Origin of the sequence: Pseudomonas sp. 09C 129, assembly GCF_002843625.1 — a bacterium.
GTDB lineage: Bacteria > Pseudomonadota > Gammaproteobacteria > Pseudomonadales > Pseudomonadaceae > Aquipseudomonas > Aquipseudomonas chlororaphis.
Map to the genome: position 1 here is coordinate 6,068,596 of NZ_CP025261.1, position 22,580 is coordinate 6,091,175.

The following is a 22,580-nucleotide window of genomic DNA, read 5'->3' on the forward strand; positions in this document are numbered from 1 at the left end:
AGGTGGACTTTACATCACACCACCAACTGGTGGTTTTGCAGCAGGGTCAACAGGTCGGTCTTGACGTCGACCAATGTCGCGATGGAGCTGAAGCCAAACTCGGCCCCGGTACCATCACGGTCAACGCTGATCACCGTGTCGTTGCCCACGACGTCCACCTTCAGGTAGTCCAGCAACCCGTTAGAGGCGTTGTCCAGCTTGGTCACGCCCTGGTCCTGATACAGCCCTGCCGTGCCTTTGTAGCCCAGCAGTTCGCTGATATCGATGACGTCGGCATTGCCGTCGGTGAGCACGTTACCGACATGGAAGCTGTAGACCTTGTCGCTACCATTGCCGCCGGTGGCGTTGTTGGCGTCCAGCACCTTGTACAGCAGCGTGTCATTGCCGCCATTGGTGAGGTAGATCACATCGTTGCCGGCGCCGCCTTCGATCCGGTTGTTGGCCGAACTGTCGGTGATGGTGTCGGCGAACGCACTGCCGACGATGCCTTCGATGCTGATCAGGGTGTCCGTCCCCATGCCGATCGCCACGCCCGACTCCAGGTTGATCTGCATGGCCAGGGTGGCGCGACTGTAGTCGACCACGTCCATGCCCTGCGTCGCGCTCCAGGTCTGGGTACCGTCCATGGCGGTGTTCCAGCCCCCGCCACCGGTGATGGTGTCGTTGCCTTCGGAACCGAAGAAGGTGTCGTTGTAGCCGGTCCCCACCAGGCCCGATGCACCGACAGTGTCGTTGACCGCCGCGGTCGACTCCGCCGTCAGCACATAGGCATCGTGCGCCGCGCCGGTCGTCAGCCCGCCCCAGTTCAGGTTCACCGTGCCGTTGGCATAGTTTTGCTGATAGGTCGAGGCCCCCACATGGTTGATAACACTGTTCTCGGTGCGCAGCAGTTGCACCGAATAAGTCTCGCTGGCATCCAGGCCGTAGAAGTTCACCAGCCCCTGGCTGTTGCTCGACGCCGAGGACTGCGGGTTGATGACTTGAGTCGCAACCAGGTCCCCCGCCGAGTTGTACAGCTTGACGGTGTTGCCGTAGAACACGTTCAGGCCGTTCTTGTCCAGGATACGGATGTGCAGGCTGGTGCCGTCGGCAACCACGTTTTCGTTCCTGACCAGAATCGACGTGGCGGAGTTGGCGTCCAGGCCGGCACTGGTGCTGCCAGCGCGGTACATGATCAGGTCGACCGCGCCGTCCCAGTCATAGTCCACCGCCGTTGCACCGGTGATGTTGTCGTACTGGGTGATACCGGTCAGCGACTGCCCGGTACCGTTCCAAGCGTCGTTGCCCTGGTTCAGGTATACCGTCGGCGAGGCGGTCTGGGCAGCGCTGTTCGACGCATTGCGCCGTGGCACTTCGATGACGTCCATCTGACCGTCATGGTTCCAGTCCACGGCGAACGAAGCACCGCCATCCATGCTGTCGCCAAACTTCAGCGACTGCTCGTTCTGGGCCATCCCCAGCCAGTTACCGTTGGCATCGTTGCCGAGGTTGAGGTAGATACGGCTTTCGTCGGTATCAGTCTCACGGTCATCGCCCAGGCTGCGGCTGATGAACAGGTCCAGGTAACCGTCACCGTTGAAGTCCGCCCAGGTCATGGAGATCGGCAGGTTGCTATTGTCGACAGTGCTGTCGCGGCGGAATACCCCGTCCTGGTTATAGGTGGAGGCAAGACTGCCATCGGCATTGCCCAACTGGACCGACAACCCTTTGGTCCAGTCATGGGCCGAATGACCGGCCAGATCCACGGTGCCGTTGTTATTGACGTCGACCGCGCTGAGTTCATGAGCAAAACGAGCGCCGTTCTCCGTCGAGTAGCTCAGCGTCCCTTTGTCGTTGCTGACCTTGACGTATGGGTCAGTGTCGGTAGAACCCGCAAATGCAAAATCCAGGTAACCGTCACCCTGAGCATCGTAAGCCACCACACCACCCACGTGGGTTTCAGCACCATTTGCAGCAACCCCCCAAACACCACCCCAGCCCAGAGCCAGCGATGTACCCGTATAAGTACCGTCGCTGTTTTGGGTCCACAGTGCGGTATTGCGGGTACTGCTGCTGGTCTGGCTCATGACATCCTGCAAGCCATCGCGGTTGTAGTCCGCAAAGACCGCCTGGCTGATTACACCCCCTTCCCAGTGCTCCGAGACACCAGTGGGCTCCGCCAGGTAAGTGGCCGTGTAATTCTGGTTATCGGTGCCGCTATAGACATACCCGGCGTTAGCCGCTACACCGCTCTGCGACATCGAGCTCTGGAAGAACGACCAGGTACCGTCTTCGTTGACCGTTACCGCGGCGGCGTTCAAACCCTGCTGCGCACCGCTGGCGGTTCCGCCCCAGGTCGTCTGCAGCACGCGGCTGCCGGCGGCGCTGGCGTCACTGGCCGTGACCTGCGCCAGATCGCTGAGACTGGAGCGGTTGCCGGCGGCATCCCAGACAACGAAGCCGATCGAGTGATTGCCTTTGGTCAGCGCTGCGTCGATTTTCCAATCGCCCTGCGCATCCGCCGTGGCATAGCCGAGGATCTTGTCGAGCCCTTCGCTGTAGACACCGTCCTTGTTGCTGTCTTCGACCAGCGCAATGAGCGCGCCGGCTTCGACGCGGCCATGCACATCGCTGGCGAACGACAGCGCCACGCCAGTGGCAACGGCCTCGGCCACGACCGGAGCGACAGTGACGGGTTCCGGTGCATCCAGATCCACGACCACGGTGTAATCGTTGAAGACGGTGCCCGTGGCGACGTTACCGGCGGTGTCGACCAGTTGCATTTTCACGTTCAGCGTCTGGCTCTGGGCGAACTCAGGCAGCGTGTACGTCCACAGCGAACCGCTGGAGGACAGCACGGTGACCCAGCTCTGGCCGTTATCGAACGAGACTTGCAGGTTCTGCGTCGCTTGCAGCGAGACGTTCAGCGTGCCAGACACGGTGACCGTGGTGTCACGGGTGATCATGTCGCTGTTGGTCGCGCTTTCGGCGGTGCTGTGGCCGTTGCTGACGCCGGCGGCGGTATCGGTGGAGATCACGAAGGTCGAGGTCATGCCGTTGGCGCTGAGGCCGACCGTGTCGATGGTCAGGACCTGGCTGCTGATGGTGCCACGGTTGCCCGCCGCATCCACCACCCGGGCCTGGACGATGTAGGTGCCATCGGCCAACACGCGGTCGGTCATGTCCAGGCTCCACTTGCCGTTCTCGAAAGCAGCCATTTCCCAGGTGTTGCCACCGTTGAGACTGACTTCGACCCGATCGGTGGCCTCGGCGGCATCGCTCAAGGAACCGTTGATCACCAGGCGATTGTCGTTGGTGATGAAGTCGCTCGGACTGGCGCCGCGGTCTTCGGTGATCGACTCGATCAGCGCGGAAGCCGCGGGCGCCGTGGTGTCGAACGTGACTTCCTGGCTGGCGGTGCCCACCACTGTGCCGCCGGCCGCAACCACGCGGGCCTGATAGACGACGACAGAATCGCCATGCACGGTCGGATCTTCGAAAATCCAGGTCGTGCCGGTAGTGGCGGCGTTGGCCCAGGTCAGGCCGCCATCGCTGGATACCTGGACCCGTGCCCCGGTCGGCAGTTCCAGGCTCAGCGTGCCTTTGACGGCAATGCTGGTGGCGCTGGTGATGAAGTCGCCCACTACACCCGAGTCCGGAGTGATGTCGGTGATGTTCAGGCCGATGCCGATACCGGTATCGATGACCACCGCTTGCGAGGCTTGCGAGCCGACGTTGCCGGCAGCGTCGATGACCCGTACCTGATAGTTGTACCTGTCATCGGTCAGCACCCGGGCATCGTCGTAACGCCAGTTGAGGTCGCTCACGATCACATCGGACCAGGTGCTACCGTCGTTGAGGCTGATCTGCACCTTCTCGTTGACCCCCAGCGCCGTGGACAGCGTGCCGAACAGGGTCAGCGACGTATCGGAGGTGATGAAATCACCCGGCACGTCGGTGTCCTGGTCGATGGCCGTGATCTGCACGATGGCGGTTGGCGCGGTGGTGTCGACAGTGAACGAGACCGCCGCGCTGGCCACGCTTTCGTTACCGGCCGCATCCGACTGGGTGGCGGTCAGGCTGTGAGCGCCCTGCGCCAGCGGCGTCGATGGGGTGAAGCTCCAGGCGCCCTCGGCGGACACCGTCACGCTGCCCAGCAAGGTGCCATTGTCGTAGACCTTGACCACTTCACCCGCATTGCCGCTGCCGCTCAGGGTCGGGGTGGTGTCATCGGTGAAACCGTTCTGCGCCAGTTGCCCCTGGTACACACCCACGTCATCGAACGCACCGGATACCACGGGTGCGGACGGCGCAGTCAGGTCGATGTCCAGCATGAAATCTGCCGAGCCTTCGGTACCGGCAGCATTGCGCGCTACGGCGGTATAAGTGTGCAAGCCTTCGGCCTGTATCGGCAGCTCCATGCTCCAGTTGCCGGAAGCATCGGCAGTCACACTACCCAGGACCTTGCCAGCCTCGCTGACGGTGACCAGAGCACCAGCGGTTGCCGTGCCAACCAATGTCGGCGTGGCGTCGTCGGTCAGGCCGCGGCTGGCGATATCCCCCTGGATGCTGCCGACGTTGTCGATGGCCTTGACGATGCTGACCACCACTTCACCGGTTTCGACGCTGAAGTTGAGTGCCTCGCTGGCAACGCTGGTATTACCCGCCTTGTCCGTGAGGGTCGCAGTGATTGCATGGGCACCACCGGCCAACGCGGCAGAGGCGGTGTAACTCCAGTTGCCGCTGGCATCGACCGTGGTCGAACCGATGACGACACCGTTGTCGTAGAGCTTGACCAGCGCCCCGCTCTCCGCACCGCTGCCACTGAAGGTCGGGATGGCATCGTCGGTGACGCCGTTCTGGGCGATCGGACCTAGCTGTGCTCCTTGATCGTCGGTCGCGACGACCCGCACAGGCTGAGTCGGCGCCTGGGTGTCCAGGGTGACCGAATATTCGCCGGTCATCGGGCTCAACTGCCCGGCCGCATCGGAGGCCTGCGCGGTGATGTTTTTCACCCCGTCCGCACCCAGGTCTACGGTGGTCAGGCTCCAGTTGCCACTGGCGTCGACCACGACAGAGCCGGCAACAGCACCGTTGACGAACACAGTGACCAGCGTTTGTGCCGCGCCGGTACCGGTGATGGTCAAGGTGTTATCGTCGGTGCTGTCACCTTTCTGCAAGGCGCCGGTGATGGTGCCTACATCGTCCAGCACTTGGGTGATGGCAGGAGCTGCCGGTGCATCGCCAGCCAGGGTGAAGCCCCAGGCCGAAGACTTGGCGCTGACATTCCCCGCAGCGTCCACCGCCTCGGCCACGAAACTGTGCTCACCGGCGGTGAGGGGCAGGCTCGGTACGAAACTCCACTTGCCCGAGGCATCCACGACCGCACTGCCAATCAACACGCCGTTGTCATAGACATTGACCAACGCCGCGTCACCAGGAGCGAACGACCCGGTGAACTCTGGTTGCGCATCATCGGTGACATCGCCACGCGCGATGGTGCCGGTAATGGTGCCGACGTTATCCACCAGATCCAGCGAGCTTTCCTCGATGACCGGTGCGGTCTGATCGCTAGGAGTGGTCTGAGTGGCCTCGCTGATATTGCCAGCCGCATCGGTGATAGTGATCGAGCCTGCTTCGCCCGGTTGCAGCGGGTTCGGCACGAACGACCAGTTGCCATTTTCATTGACAACGGTGGTGACGGTGCTGCCATCGGCCAGTTCAACGGTCACAATGCCACCGGCTTCGCCGGTGCCGCTCAGGTCCGCGCCATTGTTCTGGTCAACGGTCGGAGCCGCAGGTGGGGTCTGATCGCTGGAACCGGTGTTCACCGCTTCGCTGGCGTTGCCCGCCGGGTCGATGACGGTGATCGAGCCTGCTTCGCCCGGTTGCAACGGGTTCGGCACGAACGACCAGTTGCCGTTTTCGTCGACGATGGTGGTTACTGTGCTGCCATCCGGCAGTTCAACGACCACGGTGCTACCCGGCTCGCCGGTACCGCTGATGCCGTCGCCATTGTTCTGGTCAACGGTCGGTGCCGCCGGTGGGGTCTGGTCGCTGGAACCAGTGTTCACTGCCTCGCTGGTGTTGCCAGCCGGGTCGATGACGGTGATCGAACCTGCCTCACCCGGTTGCAGCGGGTTCGGCACGAACGACCAGTTGCCGTTTTCATCGATAACGGTAGTGACGGTGCTGCCGTCCGGCAGTTCAACAACTACGGTGCTGCCGGCTTCGCCAGTGCCACTCAGACCTGCTTCATTGTTCTGGTCAATGGCAGGTGCCGCAGGTGGGGTCTGGTCGCTGGAACCAGTGTTCACAGCCTCGCTGGTGTTGCCAGCCGGGTCGATGACGGTGATCGAACCTTCCTCACCCGGTTGCAGTGGGTTCGGTACGAACGACCAGTTGCCGTTTTCATCAATAACGGTGGTCACGGTGCTGCCATCTGGCAGTTCGACGACCACGGTGCTGCCCGGCTCGCCGGTACCGCTGATGCCATCGCCATTGTTCTGGTCAACGGTCGGCGCCGCCGGTGGGGTCTGGTCGCTGGAACCGGTGTTCACCGCTTCGCTGGTGTTGCCCGCCGGGTCTATGACGGTGATCGAACCTTCCTCACCCGGTTGCAGTGGGTTCGGCACGAACGACCAGTTGCCGTTTTCATCGATAACGGTAGTGACGGTGCTGCCATCTGGCAGTTCAACGACCACGGTGCTACCCGGCTCGCCGGTACCGCTGATGCCGTCGCCATTGTTCTGGTCAACGGTCGGTGCCGCCGGTGGGGTCTGGTCGCTGGAACCAGTGTTCACTGCCTCGCTGGTGTTGCCAGCCGGGTCGATGACGGTGATCGAACCTTCCTCACCCGGTTGCAGTGGGTTCGGTACGAACGACCAGTTGCCGTTTTCATCAATAACGGTGGTCACGGTGCTGCCATCTGGCAGTTCGACGACCACGGTGCTGCCCGGCTCGCCGGTACCGCTGATGCCATCGCCGTTGTTCTGGTCAACGGTTGGCGCCGCCGGTGGGGTCTGGTCGCTGGAACCGGTGTTCACCGCTTCGCTGGTGTTGCCCGCCGGGTCGATGACGGTGATCGAACCTTCCTCACCCGGTTGCAGTGGGTTCGGTACGAACGACCAGTTGCCGTTTTCATCAATAACGGTGGTCACGGTGCTGCCATCTGGCAGTTCGACGACCACGGTGCTGCCCGGCTCGCCAGTTCCGTTCAGGCCATCGCTATTGTTCTGGTCAATAGTGGGAGCAGCAGGAGGATTCTGGTCAGCGGGAGCTGGGGATGGCGGCTGGTCATTGGTACCAGTGTTCACCCCTTCACTGGCGTTGCCAGCCGGGTCGATGACAGTGATCGAACCTGCTTCACCCGGTTGCAGCGGGTTCGGCACGAACGACCAGTTGCCGTCTGCGTCGACGACAGTGGTTACGGTGCTGCCGTCCGGCAGTTCGACGACCACGGTACTGCCCGGCTCGCCGGTGCCGCTCAGACCATCGCCATTGTTCTGGTCAACGGTCGGGGCCGCAGGTGGGGTCTGATCGCTGGAACCCGTGTCGACGCCAGTGCTGGTGTTGCCATCTGGATCGGTGATGGTGACCGAGCCTTCTTCACCCGGTTGCAACGGGTTCGGCACGAACGACCAATTACCGTCTCCGTCGACGATAGTGGTTACGGTACTGCCGTCTGGCAGTTCGACGGTCACGGTGCTACCTGGCTCGCCGGTGCCACTCAGGCCATCGGCGTTGTTCTGGTCAACAGTGGGAGGTACCGGTTGCGTGGAATTGATGATTCCGGTGTCGACGCTCGCACTGGAGTTACCGGCGGCATCGGTGACGACGATCGATCCGCTAACGCCCGGGGCCAGCGGGTTCGGGGTGACATTCCACTGACCGTCTGCCCCCACGGTCGCAATGACGGTACTGCCATCGGCCAGACTGACGGTAATGGTACTGCCCGGCTCGGCGGTACCGGCCAGGCCATCCTGGTTGTTCTGGGTCACTACCGGCTCAGCGGGCGCCGTGACGTCAGTCACACCGGTGCCGGTGGAACCGCTCTGCACGCCATTCAGGCTGGCTTGCAGGGAACCCTGTTCGCCATCGGCCAGCGGATTGGGGTTGAAATGCCAGAGCCCGGTATCGTCGGCCACAGTAGTGACCACAGTACCGTCAGCCAAGGTAAGGGCAACGGTAGCCCCCGCATCGGATTTGCCGGTCAAGCCATGCATGTTGTTGAACAGTACGCTCGGCGTCGAAGGCGTAGTCAGGCCCTGATCGGCGCTCGCTGCATCGGAACCGCCACCGCCGCCACCGCCACCGCCACCGCTGTCATGGTTGGCAATCGCCACCGCGCCGCCCACGGCGGCCAGGCCCAGCAAGGGCGCCAGCAGGCCCATGGAGTCGGCTTCAGCCACCGCAAGCAGCGAGTCGATCGACTCAAGCGGCACCAGGGCAACGCCGGTCCAAGGGACCGAATAATCAGCAAGCAGCAGCTCACCGGTCGCGGGATCCTCAAACACCAGATCACTCTTCACGCCATCGACCACATCGAAGAAGCCATCGATGGAGATGGTTTCACCGCTCTTGAGCTTGATGACCAGACGTTCGCCTTCGCGACTGACCGACTGAATATCCTCCGCTGGCGCAAACATCTTGATGACCGCCGGCCGATTGATTGTCAGCAGATTGCTGCCAGTGACATCCAGGGGATGCCCAGTGTCTTTTGCGATGATCTTGATCGGTAACATAACCACTCCGTTAAACATTCAATTCAAGTCCTGCACAGCGCGAAACGGCGACTCAATGGCGTTTCGTACTGTCGTACCCCCTTCCAATACCGGCCCGCGGGAACAGCTTTTTCTCAGGGCTGCTTCACAATGGGCAGAGCCAGTGCCTGGAATTAATCAAATGGTAAGGAGCGCCCCTGGAGGGGTATTTAGGGAAAAACCTAAAACGCGCCGATCCGAACAGAGTCGAGGCGCGAGCTATTGGGGAAGGGATAAAAATACGAGAAGCAGGAATCCGACGGGATCACTGCGGGAGGCATGACCACCGAAGGTGGTCAGCAGCACTGCCAATAGAGCGCAAGAATAACTGGCTGAATCAAGAGCCTTCAGACGACCTGATGCTCCTGGCAGAATGCGAACAGCTCCTGATCGGAGTGGACACATAATTTGCGCATGACCGAAGTCTTCTGAGTACTGACGGTCTTTGCACTACGCTGCAGGCTGGTAGCGATATCCTTGAGCCGCTCGCCCGCCAAAAACAGCCGCAGCACTTCTGCCTCCTTGATTGAAATACTTGCGATGCGCTCACTGACTGACGAGGTAGAGGCCATCACACTGTCAGGCTCAAGAGTGAAGTTGCCTTTGTAGATGCCGCCCTTGGAGATAGTGCGCAACGCCACATTTATTTCATCGAGGTTGATGCTTTTCTGCAGCACGCCGGACACTCCGCAATCGTAAAGGCTCCCCAGGATCGAACGGTTGTTCAGCATGGTCAGCACCAGAAAACGTACCTGCGGGAAATGGCGCACCAGGTAGCTGATCAGGCGCATGCCATCGCCATAGTGCTCATCGCCTGGCATGTAGAAGTCAGTGATCACGATATCCGGAGAATGTTCGTTAATGGCACTCATCAACTCGCCAGACGTCTTGGCCACGCTCACCACGTCATACAGGCCATCGTTCTCGATCGTTTCTTTCACCCCCGCCAATACGATGGGGTGATCATCAGCCAGCACCACTTTTATTTTATTCATGCCAAGACTGCCCTTGAAAAAGAAATGACCAAACCGCTCCCGACGCTCTCCGTAGCACTCATAACTTTTCCATCTCCTGCGTAATCTGCTCGAGGACGTCCTCTATTTCACGCCTTCTTTCATCCGCCCAACCCTCTGCCTCCAGTTGCGCTTCAATGGCTACACAACGATCGAGCAAATCCTGCGCCTGAACCACCGACAACCCACCGCGTATCCGATGCAACATGGAGCCCACTGCCTTGGCATCCTTGTCCCGCACTGCTACACGAGTTTTGTCCAGGTCTTCCTTGAACGTCTGAATGAACACATCACGCAATTGACTGGACACTTGCATGACACTTTTTTCTTCCGGCGCCTCTTGCGCAGGCAGTATTGCGCCATCCAAATGTCCGCAGAGCTTCAACAGCACATTGTGCAATGTTTGCAATGACATCGGCTTGACCACACAAGCATTCATGCCCACCCCGATACAGCGCTCCTCTTCCTCGCGCATCGCATTGGCGGTCACACCGACAATGGGCGTATGGCTGTCGGACCGACGTAGCGCCGTCGTCAACTCGTAGCCATTCATTTCCGGCATGTTGACGTCCGTCAGCACGACATCAAAAGCATCATGGTCCCAAAGCCGCAGGGCTGCTACGCCGTTGGATGCCAGCGCAACGCTGCACCCCAACTGCTGGAGCTGCTCCTTGATCAAGGTCTGGTTGATCGGGTTATCTTCGGCGACGAGCACATGCAGACTGAACCGACACCAACTCTGTATCGCTTCGGCGCTTTCATTCGCAGCCAATGGCTCGCCCTGGGCCAGTGCCACTGCTCGTAGCAGGCCCTTGATGCTGTGCAGACTGACGGTATAGCCATCGGCGGTACGTTGCGGCTTGACCAGCCCCTCTTCCGAGCAGCGAACCCGCTCGCCGCTCCATTCCAGCGCCGGCAAGAGCTCCGGGATCACATCGACAAGCACTGCGCCAGGATAACGGTCATCGGATACCTCACTACCGGTCACCGCCAGCGCTCCGAAATGCGACAGCCAGTTACAGACGCTGATGGCCAACTCCTTGATGGGAGCGCGTACTGCAACGGCCTCGTTCTTCAGGGTAAATCCAGGCAGGAGCGGATGCTCACCAGGCACCACCGTGAGCGGCAGGCTCAATGTGAAACTGCTGCCCAGACCTGTGTCGCTGACGATCGCCAGATTGCCGCCCATCATTTGCGTCAAGCGCCAGCAAATCGACAGACCCAGCCCAGTCCCACCGACGGTGTGCTGCTGGCTATGCGCCTGATAAAAGGGCTCGAATAAACGCGCCTGATGCTCGCTGGAGATACCACAGCCAGTGTCGGTGACCTGCCACTGAAACTGCCAGGCGCCCTCGACCTGCTCGCTTTTGACCCGCAAGGCGATCCGTCCGACATCAGTGAACTTGATCGCATTGCTGAGCAGATTGTTGAGTATCTGCCGAATCCTGGCGGCGTCGCCCCTGACTCTTCGCGGCAGCTCGACTTCCACACAGGCATAGAGGTGCAGCCCTTTGGCGCCCGCAGCAGCCGAATAGGCCTGCAGGACATCCTCGATCATTTCCAATGGCGTGAACTCGACGTGTTCGATCGCCAGCTGCCCGGCTTCGATCTTCGATACGTCCAGAATATCGCTGATCACTTGCAGCAAAATCGAGGAGGAACGCTGCATGGTTTGCACCTGCGAGCGTTGCTGGGAATTGAGCGGCGACAGTGTCAAGAGCTCCAGGGTACCGAGCACCCCATACAGGGGTGTACGAATCTCATGACTCATGGTCGCCAGGAATACCGTTTTCGCTTCATTCGAGGCATCAGCTGACTGCTTGGCCTGCGCCAGCGCCTGCTCCGCCAGCTTGTAGGCACTCACATCGCTGAATGCGCAAAGCATCACGTCTTCGCCCTGATAGCGTGATGGTGAAAAACTGACCTCGAACTGCCGGTTGTTAATCGTGACGGGTAGAGGCTTGCGCCCGGAGGCTTTGCTTGATTCGCCAACGGAAGGCCATGCGCGACTCAACTGACTGATGGTTTGCGTGTCCCCCAGCCATTGCAACGCCAGTTCATTTTCCATTACCACTTTGCGATCTTTGCGTGCCAGCACACACAACGCCACTGGCGCATTCTGAATGATCGCCCGGCTGAACGAGTCGCTCTCCACCACCCTGTCGTGGGCACGCCGAGCCGGCACGACCACTTTCCAGGCATACCAACGCAACAAGAAATAACCCACGACAATAAATGCCAAACAGACCGCCAGCAGGATCAATAACTGCCATTTGGCGTACTGGAAAAAGCTTCGGTAATCGAGGTGGTAATAACCACGCCAGCCATCTTTGCTAGTGGTCTTGACCAGGAAACCGGCACTGGTCAGATGCAATCCGTCCCGGGCATCATCGAAGCCGGGTATTTTGCCCGTCAGCAACAAACCACTAGGGGTTATAAGCTCCATGGTGTCGAACACCGTCCAATCACTCAGGCGCGAAGAATCGGTAATCGAACGTACATCCAGCAACGAAGCGATGGTCAGTTGCCGCTTCGATTTATTGTCGACCCAGAGGTTGTCCGGCGTATCGGTGAACATGTAAGCGATAAATGACGAGTCATCACCATCAATATGCACAGCTGGAGCCCACATCACCGCATCACTCGGGTGTGCCGGACGGAATTTCAAAATTTGCTTCTTGAGGCTCTCGCTCCGCGTCAAGTAATCGCTCTGGCTGGCCATTCCGTACTCCCTGAGCGCGTCCGCTGTCGACACTCCAATACTGATCGAGCTCTCAAGATCAAGTAACAGCGTTTGCGGCGCAGCATAGGAAGAGGTACTCCAATACGCTCCATAGAAATTGGAGATCAGTACCCCAAATCGCCCAATACCGGTAACCCCCTGCAAGGAAGCCATCTCGGTGGGAACAGCCAGGGTAAACGGCATGGCAAAAGAAAATTCGCGCCCTTCGAAAATCGAGAGGTCGGGAGTTTCCCTGAGTAAGCGGTGCTGAAATGGAATGATCGCCTGATCGCGTTTTTGCGTCACTTCATCGCTGTGTCGAGCAATACGTTGCAAGAACGCTTCTTGCTCATGAATGTTGCCCATCAAGCGAGAGAAGTGAAACTCAATCTTGTACAACTGCTCCTGGACCAGACGCTCGGCAGCCCAGTAGGTCATGGCGAATAACAGAATCGCGAGCGACATCGCTATGATCAGAAGTATGTTCAACCGCAAGGAAGTACGGGCGAACTTTTTGATCAGATTATCGTTTCCCATAAACCATCCGGCTGATGCAATCCAGTGAAAAGCCTAGGGCGTCGACTGGCTCATCATCGCCCCTCTTGTTGTAGCAGAACCGAAAACGACTCTTTCGAGACGGCTTTGGAAATCAAGAACCCTTGTACCGCGTCACACTCGAACTGGCGCAATAACGCCAGCTGCGCGTGATTCTCAACACCCTCTGCGACGACTTCAAGTCCCAAATGCTGGCCCAGCGCAATAATACTTTTGAGCGCCGCCGCAGTACTTTCTTCATGCTCGCAATTGGCTATTAGCGCACGGTCTATTTTCAACTCGGTAAAGGGCGTTTTCACCAGGTTGTAAAACGAACTGAAGCCTTGTCCGAAGTCATCCTGGGCCAATCCGAAACCTTTCATCCGCAACCGGCATACCCCGGCGATGTAGTGGCTGAGCAACTCGGTCATGCTGCATTCGGTCAGTTCGAAACACAGCCTGGACGGCATGCCGTTCAAGCGTAGAACACATTCATGAAGCCGATCGGGCAAGGTCGGGTCATTCAACAAGTGGGTCGGCAGGTTGATCGAAACCGGAACTCGAAAACCACTGTTCTGCCAATTGAACTGGGCCTCCACGGTTTGCTCGATCATGCAGAACAACAATGCCTCTTCCAGCCCGGCATCGACCATCTGCGGTAGAAACTGCCCAGGCAACAAGGTGCCCAAAGTCGGGTGCTCCCAGCGCACCAACGCTTCGGCCGAAGCGATCCTGCCGCTTCTCAATGCCTTCTTCGGTTGGAACCACGCTTTGAACTGCCCCTGTTCCAAGGCCTCCTGCAACTGCTGTCGGTTGAAAACCAACACCGGAGCCGGCGCGCTCTCGGGAACCGCCCGGGGAGCCGCACACTTGTCGATCAGGCTTCTGATCGAGGCCGGCATGGCGGGTTTGGAAATCGTATCGATCACTTCGATTCCGAGCATTTCAGCCACGGTACAGGCGCTCCCCAGCATGCGTCGCGAGGACGAGCTCATCAGCGCCAGGCGGGGCGGCTTCTTCGACAACGACAGCTGCTGGATGAACTGCACGCCATCGAGCTCCGGCATCATCAGGTCACTGAGCACCAGATCGAAGTCTTGCTGGTCCAGCCATTGCAGGGCTTCGTTTCCGTCAGCGGCAATCTCGATGCGATGCACGCCCTCGGCCTTGAACAGCGATTTCAGGTATTCGCGTTGAAAATGGTGATCTTCGACGATCAATACACTCATGGCGCACATACGTTTTTCTCCGGCTTTAATGTGTTCAAGCTGTTGAACAGGGACAGAAGATCCACGGGTTTTGTCAAACACAGGTTCATGCCCGAATCGAGACAGCGCGCAGTCTCTTCGGGGTCAGTGTTGGCGGTCGCGCCCACGATCGGCACGGTGCAGCCGATACGGCGCATGTGTCGTGCCAATTGGTGGCCATCCATGTCGGGCATGTTGATGTCTGTCAGCACCAGATCGAAGGTGCCGCATGCCCATTGCATCAATGCTTCGCGTCCGTCACTGGCCAGGGTCACTTCACAGCCCAGCACTTCGAGTTGTTCCTTGAGCACCAACTGATTGATGGGGTTGTCTTCGATCACTAACACTCGTTGCAACAACTGGCGCAAGGGTTCGGTGCTGGTCTCGGCACGCGCCTGGCTGCTGCCTTGAGCCAGGCTGACCGCCTGGCCGATAGCGTGAATATTGTTGAGGTTGACCTCCCAGGCAGTGTCCGTCAGTACCGGTTGCCCGGGTGCCCCAAGGTAAGCCCGTACCCGCGAACTGCTGGGTAATAGCAGTGGTCTGGCGGCATCGTTCTCAACGATCAGTTCCACCAACGTCGCCTTGGGCGGCAGTTGCAACTCGGTACTGTTGAGGACCTGCGCGGATGCCCCCCAACGGTTCAACCACCCGCATACGTTCTCTGCCGCCTCCTGAAGAGGAGAGCTGACGAAAACCGGTAACGACGCCAGGCGAATGCCCTGCTCGCTCATGCTCTCCGGGCGACCCAGCTCCAGCGGCAACGACAAGGTGAAACTGCTACCCAGCCCGTAGGCACTGACCAGACGGATGTCGCCATTCATCAACTCGGCCAGACGCTGGCAAATAGACAAGCCCAACCCGGTACCACCGGCCCGGCTCTGACGGTCGCCAGCCTGATAGAAGGGTTCGAACAGACGACTTTGTTCTTCCACGCGAATACCGCAGCCGGTATCGGTCACTTGCCAAAGCAGGTTCAACCGCTCGCAATCGCGACTTTCGATCCTGACGCGCAATACCACGCGGCCGGAGTCAGTGAACTTCAAGGCATTGCCGAGCAGATTGCCGAGAATCTGCCGGATCCGTGCCACATCGCCGCGCATCATCGTCGGCAGTTTCGGGTCGCAGAACGCTTGCAGGATCAGCCCCTTGCGTTGTGCTGCCGCGGAAAACATCTGGATCAACTCCTGCACCAATTCGCAGGGGTTGAAATCATCGGGCTCGAGCATCAACTGGCCAGCTTCGATCTTGGAGACATCCAATACATCGTTGATCAAATGTCCCAAGGTCGATGCTGAACGCTGCATGGCATCCAGATAGTTCGCCTGCTGTGGTTCGAGCTTCGTCAAGCCAAGCAACTCCAGTGTGCCGAGCAACCCATAAAGCGGCGTGCGGATTTCGTGGCTGATGGTCGCGAGAAAAATACTTTTGGCCTCATTGGCGGCATCGGAATGCTGCTTGGCTCGAGCCAGCGCCAGCTCCATCTGCTTGCGGGCACTGATGTCGCTGAAGGTGCAGAACAGCACGTCCTCACCCTTGTAACGGGTAGGCACCGAACTCAGGAACAGATGGTGGCCACTGGCAGTCTCCAACTCCTCGCAGACGGGCGCGTTATCGTCGAACGCCCGCCGTACCCAGTCCTGATGCAAGCCGATGCGTTGTGCATCCTCTGCGAACCATTGCACGCACAGACGATTTTCCAGTACCACCTGGCCATCAAGACGCCGCAACACACATAGAGCGACAGGAGCCGTGTCGATGACCGTACGACTGAACTCTTCACTTTCGATCAAGGCTTCCAAACGGTGCAGGGCCGGGTTGACCAACCGCCGATTGATCCGCAGCACCAGACGCTGAATGCCCATGGCCATCAGGCCGAACACCAGCAGGGCCAGCACGGAGTCCCGCCACAGCGGCGTCAGCAGCGCCTTGAACGGTACGTAATAGATCAACATCCACCTTGAACCGCCGATGCTTTTGCTCAGGGACAGATAACCGAGGTTCAGGCCGCGGCCGGTAAAGCCGAAATCGTCCTTGGACCAGACCCTGGAAAAGTAGGCGCTCAGGTCTTTGTCCGGCTCGCTGCCCAACACTTGCTGGCGCGCCCTGTTCAACAACAGATAACCATCCGAACCTTGACCAAGCAGCCCCGCCGCCAGCTCTTTGCCAACCATTTCCAGGCCCAGCCAACCCGCATCCTGACCATTGGAAATGCGCCGAAAGATATAGATTCGCGTAAGCGGGTCCCCTGGATCGTTCAACCAGATGAACTGCTGATTGCTTGTCATGGTCGTCGCAGCCAGCGCATTGAGCACGTTATTCGGCAGCACGTAATGATCGAAGCTGCGATCGTAGATGCGGCTGATGGTGTGCTCTTCATTATCGGAGACATACACCAGGCCCATCTGAAACGCTTCCAGCTCGCGGATATCGCGCCCGGAAAGCGTCAGGCTCCAGGGCGAATCGTAGTTGCCCAGCAGGACTCTCTTGCGCTGGTCCTGGCCCAGGGGAACCTTCAATGCTTCGGAGGGAGGCTCCACATCGGGCGAATTCAAATGAACCGAACGGCTGAAGTGCAGCAACAGGGCTTCGCGCTGGAACAATGACTCCTGAACGCTGAAAACCTCATCGTTCATCACTCGGCGTCGCTTGGAGATCTCGTTATTCAGACTGGACCCCCAATAGAAGCAGAGGCCGCAGAACAGACAGAGCAAGAGTAACCAGGCCAAAAGCAGCAGGAGCTTGCCAACGGCCTTGGGCGAGGAAAAGTCTTTGTCGAGTGGTTGAAGAAACTGTTTGTATTTCATGCACCCAAGGTTAGGGATGCCACCAAACAGCGCCTATAGGGAAACCCCTAAAAGCCCGCCGTATCAGTGTAGTGCTCCTCGATCCGCAGATCTGACTCGTGATACAGCAGCCCATCGAGCACATAGGTCGAATCCCGAACACCGACATTCACCACGCGAGTGCTGAACGGTGCGTATTGATCGGAGATGTGGGTATAGAACAGTCGCCCCGGTTCGCTGCCGTACTTCGGGTTGACGTGCCAGTGCTTTCGCCTCGACCGCCTGCGCGAAAGCGCTGGCCATCGGATGATGAGGTGGTGCCGTCTCCCCAGTTGGCCGCGAAGGTGTGGTTGAACTGGTTGTTGACTAGCTCGGCCAGTGCCGCCGAATAGGTTTCGTCGCGAATGTGCCAGGCTTGCAGCCAAGACAGCTTGGCGTAGGTCATGCCCGGACTCGACTCGGTCATTTTGGTCAGTCCGATGTTGATGGCATCACCGAGGATGGCCGACAGCAGCAACGTACGATCCTTGGCCTGGGCACCATCCTTCAGGTGGGTGAAGTGGCGGGTGAATTCCAAGAGAATTTTGGCTTTCTGACTCGCAAACTCGGATGGGATGTTTTCACAAAAGACCAGGGCGGCATGTTGCAACTGCAACATGCGCAAAAGCGAGTTACGCAGCACCGGCACACTCGATGTAGTCAGCTCATTTTTGCCCGTCTGAAAGTGTTTGGACTCGCTTTTGATCGCTCGGATTTTGTCGACGTTCATTGTGTAAAAATTGCGTACGGACGCAAAACGCGGATCAGACGAAAACACATCCAAAACCGTTGCTGCTTCTTCGATTGTCTGCATGGTCATCTTCTTTTTCCTTACTGGTCGCGCTTCACTATGAGAGGCCAGTTCTCTCGTGTAGCCGATGAAGGGGCGTCTGACGCTGGTGCGTCCACCGTGAGGACTGAATCGATAGTCAGCGATGGCGATTGGGTTCTATCCCGTAACACGGACACTTTCGAGCAAGCTCACATTGAGCTGAAGGAACTCTCGTCCCTCCTCAAGGTGCATACGCCAACTCTCTCCCTGAGCCTTAGGAGGCGCAGATGATAGGGCTGAAGCTGCACATTTTTTTATCTCTGAAAGCCGCTCTAGCAAAGGTGTTTCAGAGAGATTTCCCGCATTGAGATGCACACTTAATTTCACATTTTTTAAGCGTACTGGCGAGGCTCTGGCATTTCTCAATCAATTGGACTGTCGGCACCTTCGTCAGATCCTCTGCTTTTTGAGCGAAGTTATGGCTGAGGCCACAGAGTCACTTGGCCGACAGCTTCTTCATTCACTACAGCGTGTGGAAGAAAGCTGACCATGCTTAGGTGTTCTCACAATAGGCAAGGATCCAATCGATCAAAAAACAACTATTTATAATTGGCGAGAAAATTTCCATGCCCCGAGGTCTTTTCGCGTCAGATCACCTTGCTTGCTGGCCTGAATAATCTCCTGAAGCGTGGGGATTTTGACCTATTCGAGCCGTCGTTGAAAATAACAAAAAAAGGGACGCGTGCAGAGTTGGAGAATCTCAATGCATTTGCAAATGTCGACCTAGGGAATAAAATTGGCTCTGCAGATGATTGTTTTACCGCGCAGATATAGATGCTATTGATAATAAGCTCAGGAATGCTATAGCGCACTACAAGTTCGAGTATAAAGAATCTACTCAGTGCATCACTTACTATCCGAGTAAAGAGGGCATGAGTCGTGAGAAATATCACGAAACTTCGTTCATTGACTTTATCAGGAAATCGTTGCTTCTCTTCAGAGAGGTGCACAGTGTGAATCACATTATCAAGGAAACGCTCTTTTACTGTGTACTAGCTTTGAAGATAGATATATGAAAATCCGGCTGGAGGGGTCGTCACGATTTCTAGTGGCATCGAGCTAGTGATTTTTTGGCGGGTTCGGGCAGCGCTGGTAGCCCTCGGTCTGAGCTCAGCCCATCCCACAGGCAGAAATAGGTTGGAGGTATTGCTAGCGTTTCACGTCAACGTTGACATCCGCAGCCATTGAAAGCACTCCTTAGAAACCGCAACCACTTAAGCATTACTATTGACATCTAGCAAACTGTCAACAAAACCACTTGCGATAATTTGCGCTCCCTATATCGCCAGATATGCAGACGCTGTGTACCCGGAATATTGCAGCCAATACACAACGTAGTAATTACTGTTGACCATTACAATAAGCAGCATCTGCGGAGCGCCTTGAAATATCGCTCGCAAAGGGAGTCTAGGCGGTGCTTGGCTGTAGCATCAATTTGACAGGATGGTATTGTTACCTGGGGATATAGAAACAGTTCCCGACAATATCCACTACAAGCCTTCAGCCACACAAAAAAATCAAGAGCCGGCATTGGACTGGCAATGAGATAACCCTGTATCTCGTGGCAGCCCAAGCTTTCCAATAGCTCACATTCAGCACTATCCTCCACCCCTTCGGCAATGAGTCGCAGCTTCAGAATTAGACCTAGCTGAATGATGGCCTTAACGATCTCCCGCTGCTTGGCGTCATGCAGTTGAGTAATGAACGAGCGATCGATTTTCAACTCGTCGACAGGCATCTTTGATAGATAAGAGAGCGATGAATAGCCTGTACCAAAGTCGTCAATTGACAGGGCAAAACCTAGCTGGCGTAACCTCAACATCGATGCCAGACACTGCTCCGGGTTGCGCATCGCACTAGACTCGGTAATTTCCATGCAAAGCTCTGCAGCTTGAGCTCCGGTTTGCTCAAGCAAAATCTCAACCTGTTGGGGAAAGTTCGGAGACTCTAGATCCTGTACACTCAGGTTGACGCTGATCCTGATTTTATGGGGCTCTGCTTGAGCACAACTCAACAACATGCATTCGCGCAATAACCAGAGACTAAGCGTGCCGATTTTTCCACTCTTTTCAATAACTGGTAAAAAAGCTCCCGGGGCTAACAATCCAAAGCGCGGATGCAACCAGCGCACCAGTGCTTCAGCTCCCACGACTTTACTATCGGTGAGCCTCACCTGAGGTTGTAGATAAATCCTAAATTCTCCCTTAGAGATGGCTGCCTTGAAGTCGTCCAAAAGAGCCATCATCGACGGGGGCTCCTGCTTCGAGTCATAGAGCTCGAAGTAAACTTGGCTGCATATTCCCTCGCCTTCGAGGTTTTCCTGCCAGCCAACCTGATCGTTTTCGTACCTAGGCTGCGCGCCTTGCTCGCTTTCCAACGTTTCGTATTTACTCGAGATGAGAACATTCTCGCTCCCAAGGCTCTCTTTAGAAACAGAGTTCTGGATGAGACCAAGATCACGCATAGAACGTTTGTTTGGGAAGGGCATCACAGCTTTCATTTGGAATACGCTCTAGAGGCGCTTGTCGATATGCACACCGCACCAACGATCACTGGAAGTCCATCCAATTTCGAGGGCTTTAACAACTTCTTTATATCAGGCAGGCCTTCCACAGAAAAATGAACAATATTGAATAGCCACTTCCCCCCCCCTTAAACTGAATCAGTGGCGTGACCTCTTCGCTGGAAAACTTTGAACAAATTGCTTCATATCGATGGCCATTTCGGCCGACTCATTGTTCAGGCAGTACCGGACCATATACACGATACACATCTACACATCGGTCCGCGGGAACACCGCCTCGGTGGCCTCTGCCTCCCCCTGAATCGTGACGAAACGCTTCCAACGTTGACCAAATATGCGCTTTCAATAGCAGGTGGAAAAAGCTTTCGCAAATGACGCTCAGCCACGATTTAGATACATGCCTGCGCGGATAAGATCAGCGACGGACAGTCACTAGGGCCATGAGCAGCGCCGAAGATAGTACTCCGATGGTCATGAAAACATAGGCCGCTCCGGGATTGCCAGTGCGCTCCATCAGACACCCTACGTCCCATGAGCCAACAAATGCGCCCAGTGCCCCGCAGGCGTTGATCAGCCCATTGCCCCGCCGAACACATTGGCCGGCAGCACTCTTCCGAGATCAGCGCGAAAAATGGCCCATAGGGGCATACAGTGCAGCGTCGGCGATGGCAGCAAGGCAAACGATAGTGAGAAGTGGGAAGGCCAAACCCACTGTTTGCGTCGCCCGGACTGGTCCGATGCCCAGGACACCGCGAGCATGGTGAAGACGGCGGCGACATAAGACACTGCGCTTAGCCAGCCGACTGTGACAATGTCCGCGGCACCCTCCTGCTTAATGATGGGCGGCAGCCACTTGGTGAAGCCGTAGACGCCACCCCAAGCGTGCGCCGCTGCCGCTGCCGCTTCCTCGCACCGTGATCCACCACGAACTGGAAAGCACTCAGTGTGCTTGCGGCTGCCCGCTTCAACGCATCGGTGAAGACGTCAGCGAGAAGTCGGACTACACACCCGCCGTGTTCAGCGTCGAGCAACACGTCCGTGGAAATGGGCCTGCCGTCATTGCGAAACAGTGATTCAAGCCCCGGTACCGACGCAGGTAATCGACAAAGGCACCCCGACCGCAGGCCTGCTGGTCCAGGCGATGGCGGCCAAGTTCGCCGACCACTTGCCGCTGTATCGGCAGGAAAAATCTTTGCTCGCGCCGGTTTGGCAATTGCCCGCTCGACACTGGCGCAATGGGTCGAACAAACCGGTGTTCAACTCCAGCCGCTGGCCGATGCACTGCGCAAAGCGGTACTGAGCCCAGGCGTAATCCACGCCGATGAAACGCCGGTGCAAATGCTTGCGCCGGGCGAGAAGAAAACCCATCGAGCCTATGTCTGGGCCTACAGCACCACGCCGCTCTCGGCGCTCAAGGCGGTAGTGTATGGCTTCAGCCCGAGTCGTGCTGGCAGCTCATGAAATGGCAAGCTGGTCTGTGATAACTTCACTGGCTACAAAGTCGGGTTTGAGCAAGGCATCACTGAAATCGGCTGCAGGGCCCACGCCCGACGCAAGTTTTTCGACCTGCCCCTGGCGAACAAAAGCCAGTTGGCCGACCAGGCGCTGCATTCGATTGGCGGCCTGTACAAGGTCAAACGCCAAGCGCGGGGCATGAGCGATGAAGATCGTTGGCGAATACGCCAGGGCAAGGCCGCACTGATCATCAAAGCACTTCATGACTGGATATTGGCCCAGCGCGACCTGGTGCCCAACGGGTCAGCAACGGCGAAAGTCCTGGATTACAGCCTTAAACGCTGGGTAGCCCTGACGCGCTTCCTAGACAACAGGACTGTACCCATCGACAATAATACGGCCATGGGCGCTCGGACTGGTTATTTGCCGGGTCGCTGCGCGGCGGCAAGCGGGCGGCATCAATCATGAGCCTGATCCAGTCAGCGCGCATGAATGGGCACGATCCGTATGCCTATCTCAAAGATGTGCTAACGCGGCTACCCACCCAGCGAGCAAATGCTATCTCAGAGCGGTTGCTTGACCAGAAGCAATACATAACCGAAAAATCATTCGCTGCACGAATGTGTAATATGCGAACTGTCGATTTCCATTCTTAAATCCAATGTCTCATTATCGATCTCATCCAAA

The 22,580-nt window shown here is 57.6% G+C and carries 6 protein-coding genes and 3 pseudogenes; 1 reads left to right on the forward strand and 8 read right to left on the reverse strand.

Annotated elements, in window-relative coordinates:
• Positions 1-14: 14 nt before the first annotated feature.
• The 8 genes and pseudogenes from CXQ81_RS27150 to CXQ81_RS31835 all read right to left on the reverse strand — a co-directional run.
• On the reverse strand, positions 15-8,723 hold the full coding sequence (locus CXQ81_RS27150; RefSeq protein WP_101339037.1) for an Ig-like domain-containing protein: 8,709 nt from the start codon (positions 8,721-8,723) through the stop codon (positions 15-17).
• 365 nt (positions 8,724-9,088) lie between these two features.
• Positions 9,089-9,736 carry a response regulator transcription factor gene (locus tag CXQ81_RS27155; RefSeq protein ID WP_101339038.1) on the reverse strand — a complete coding sequence of 216 codons (648 nt, stop codon included), beginning with the start codon at positions 9,734-9,736 and terminating at the stop codon, positions 9,089-9,091.
• 58 nt (positions 9,737-9,794) lie between these two features.
• The gene (locus CXQ81_RS27160; protein ID WP_101339039.1) at positions 9,795-13,013 is read right to left on the reverse strand and encodes a hybrid sensor histidine kinase/response regulator; all 3,219 of its coding nucleotides are present in this window, start codon (positions 13,011-13,013) and stop codon (positions 9,795-9,797) included.
• Between the two features lie 53 nt (positions 13,014-13,066).
• On the reverse strand, positions 13,067-14,248 hold the full coding sequence (locus CXQ81_RS27165; RefSeq protein WP_101339040.1) for an EAL domain-containing response regulator: 1,182 nt from the start codon (positions 14,246-14,248) through the stop codon (positions 13,067-13,069).
• Positions 14,236-17,064: an ATP-binding protein gene (locus CXQ81_RS27170; protein ID WP_101339041.1), complete on the reverse strand. Its 2,829-nt coding sequence runs from the start codon at positions 17,062-17,064 to the stop codon at positions 14,236-14,238. The genes CXQ81_RS27165 and CXQ81_RS27170 overlap by 13 nt, the downstream gene beginning before the upstream one ends.
• A gap of 50 nt (positions 17,065-17,114) precedes the next feature.
• Positions 17,115-17,614 (reverse strand): annotated as a pseudogene (locus CXQ81_RS27175) (Tn3 family transposase); the annotation flags it as partial.
• Between the two features lie 1,654 nt (positions 17,615-19,268).
• Positions 19,269-20,414: a bifunctional diguanylate cyclase/phosphodiesterase gene (locus CXQ81_RS27185; RefSeq protein ID WP_101339042.1), complete on the reverse strand. Its 1,146-nt coding sequence runs from the start codon at positions 20,412-20,414 to the stop codon at positions 19,269-19,271.
• Between the two features lie 439 nt (positions 20,415-20,853).
• Positions 20,854-21,311: pseudogene (locus CXQ81_RS31835) on the reverse strand (MFS transporter); the annotation flags it as partial.
• Between CXQ81_RS31835 and CXQ81_RS27195 the strand changes: the two are divergent.
• A pseudogene (locus CXQ81_RS27195) lies at positions 21,305-22,549 on the forward strand (IS66 family transposase); the annotation flags it as partial. The pseudogenes CXQ81_RS31835 and CXQ81_RS27195 overlap by 7 nt on opposite strands.
• Positions 22,550-22,580 lie beyond the last annotated feature (31 nt).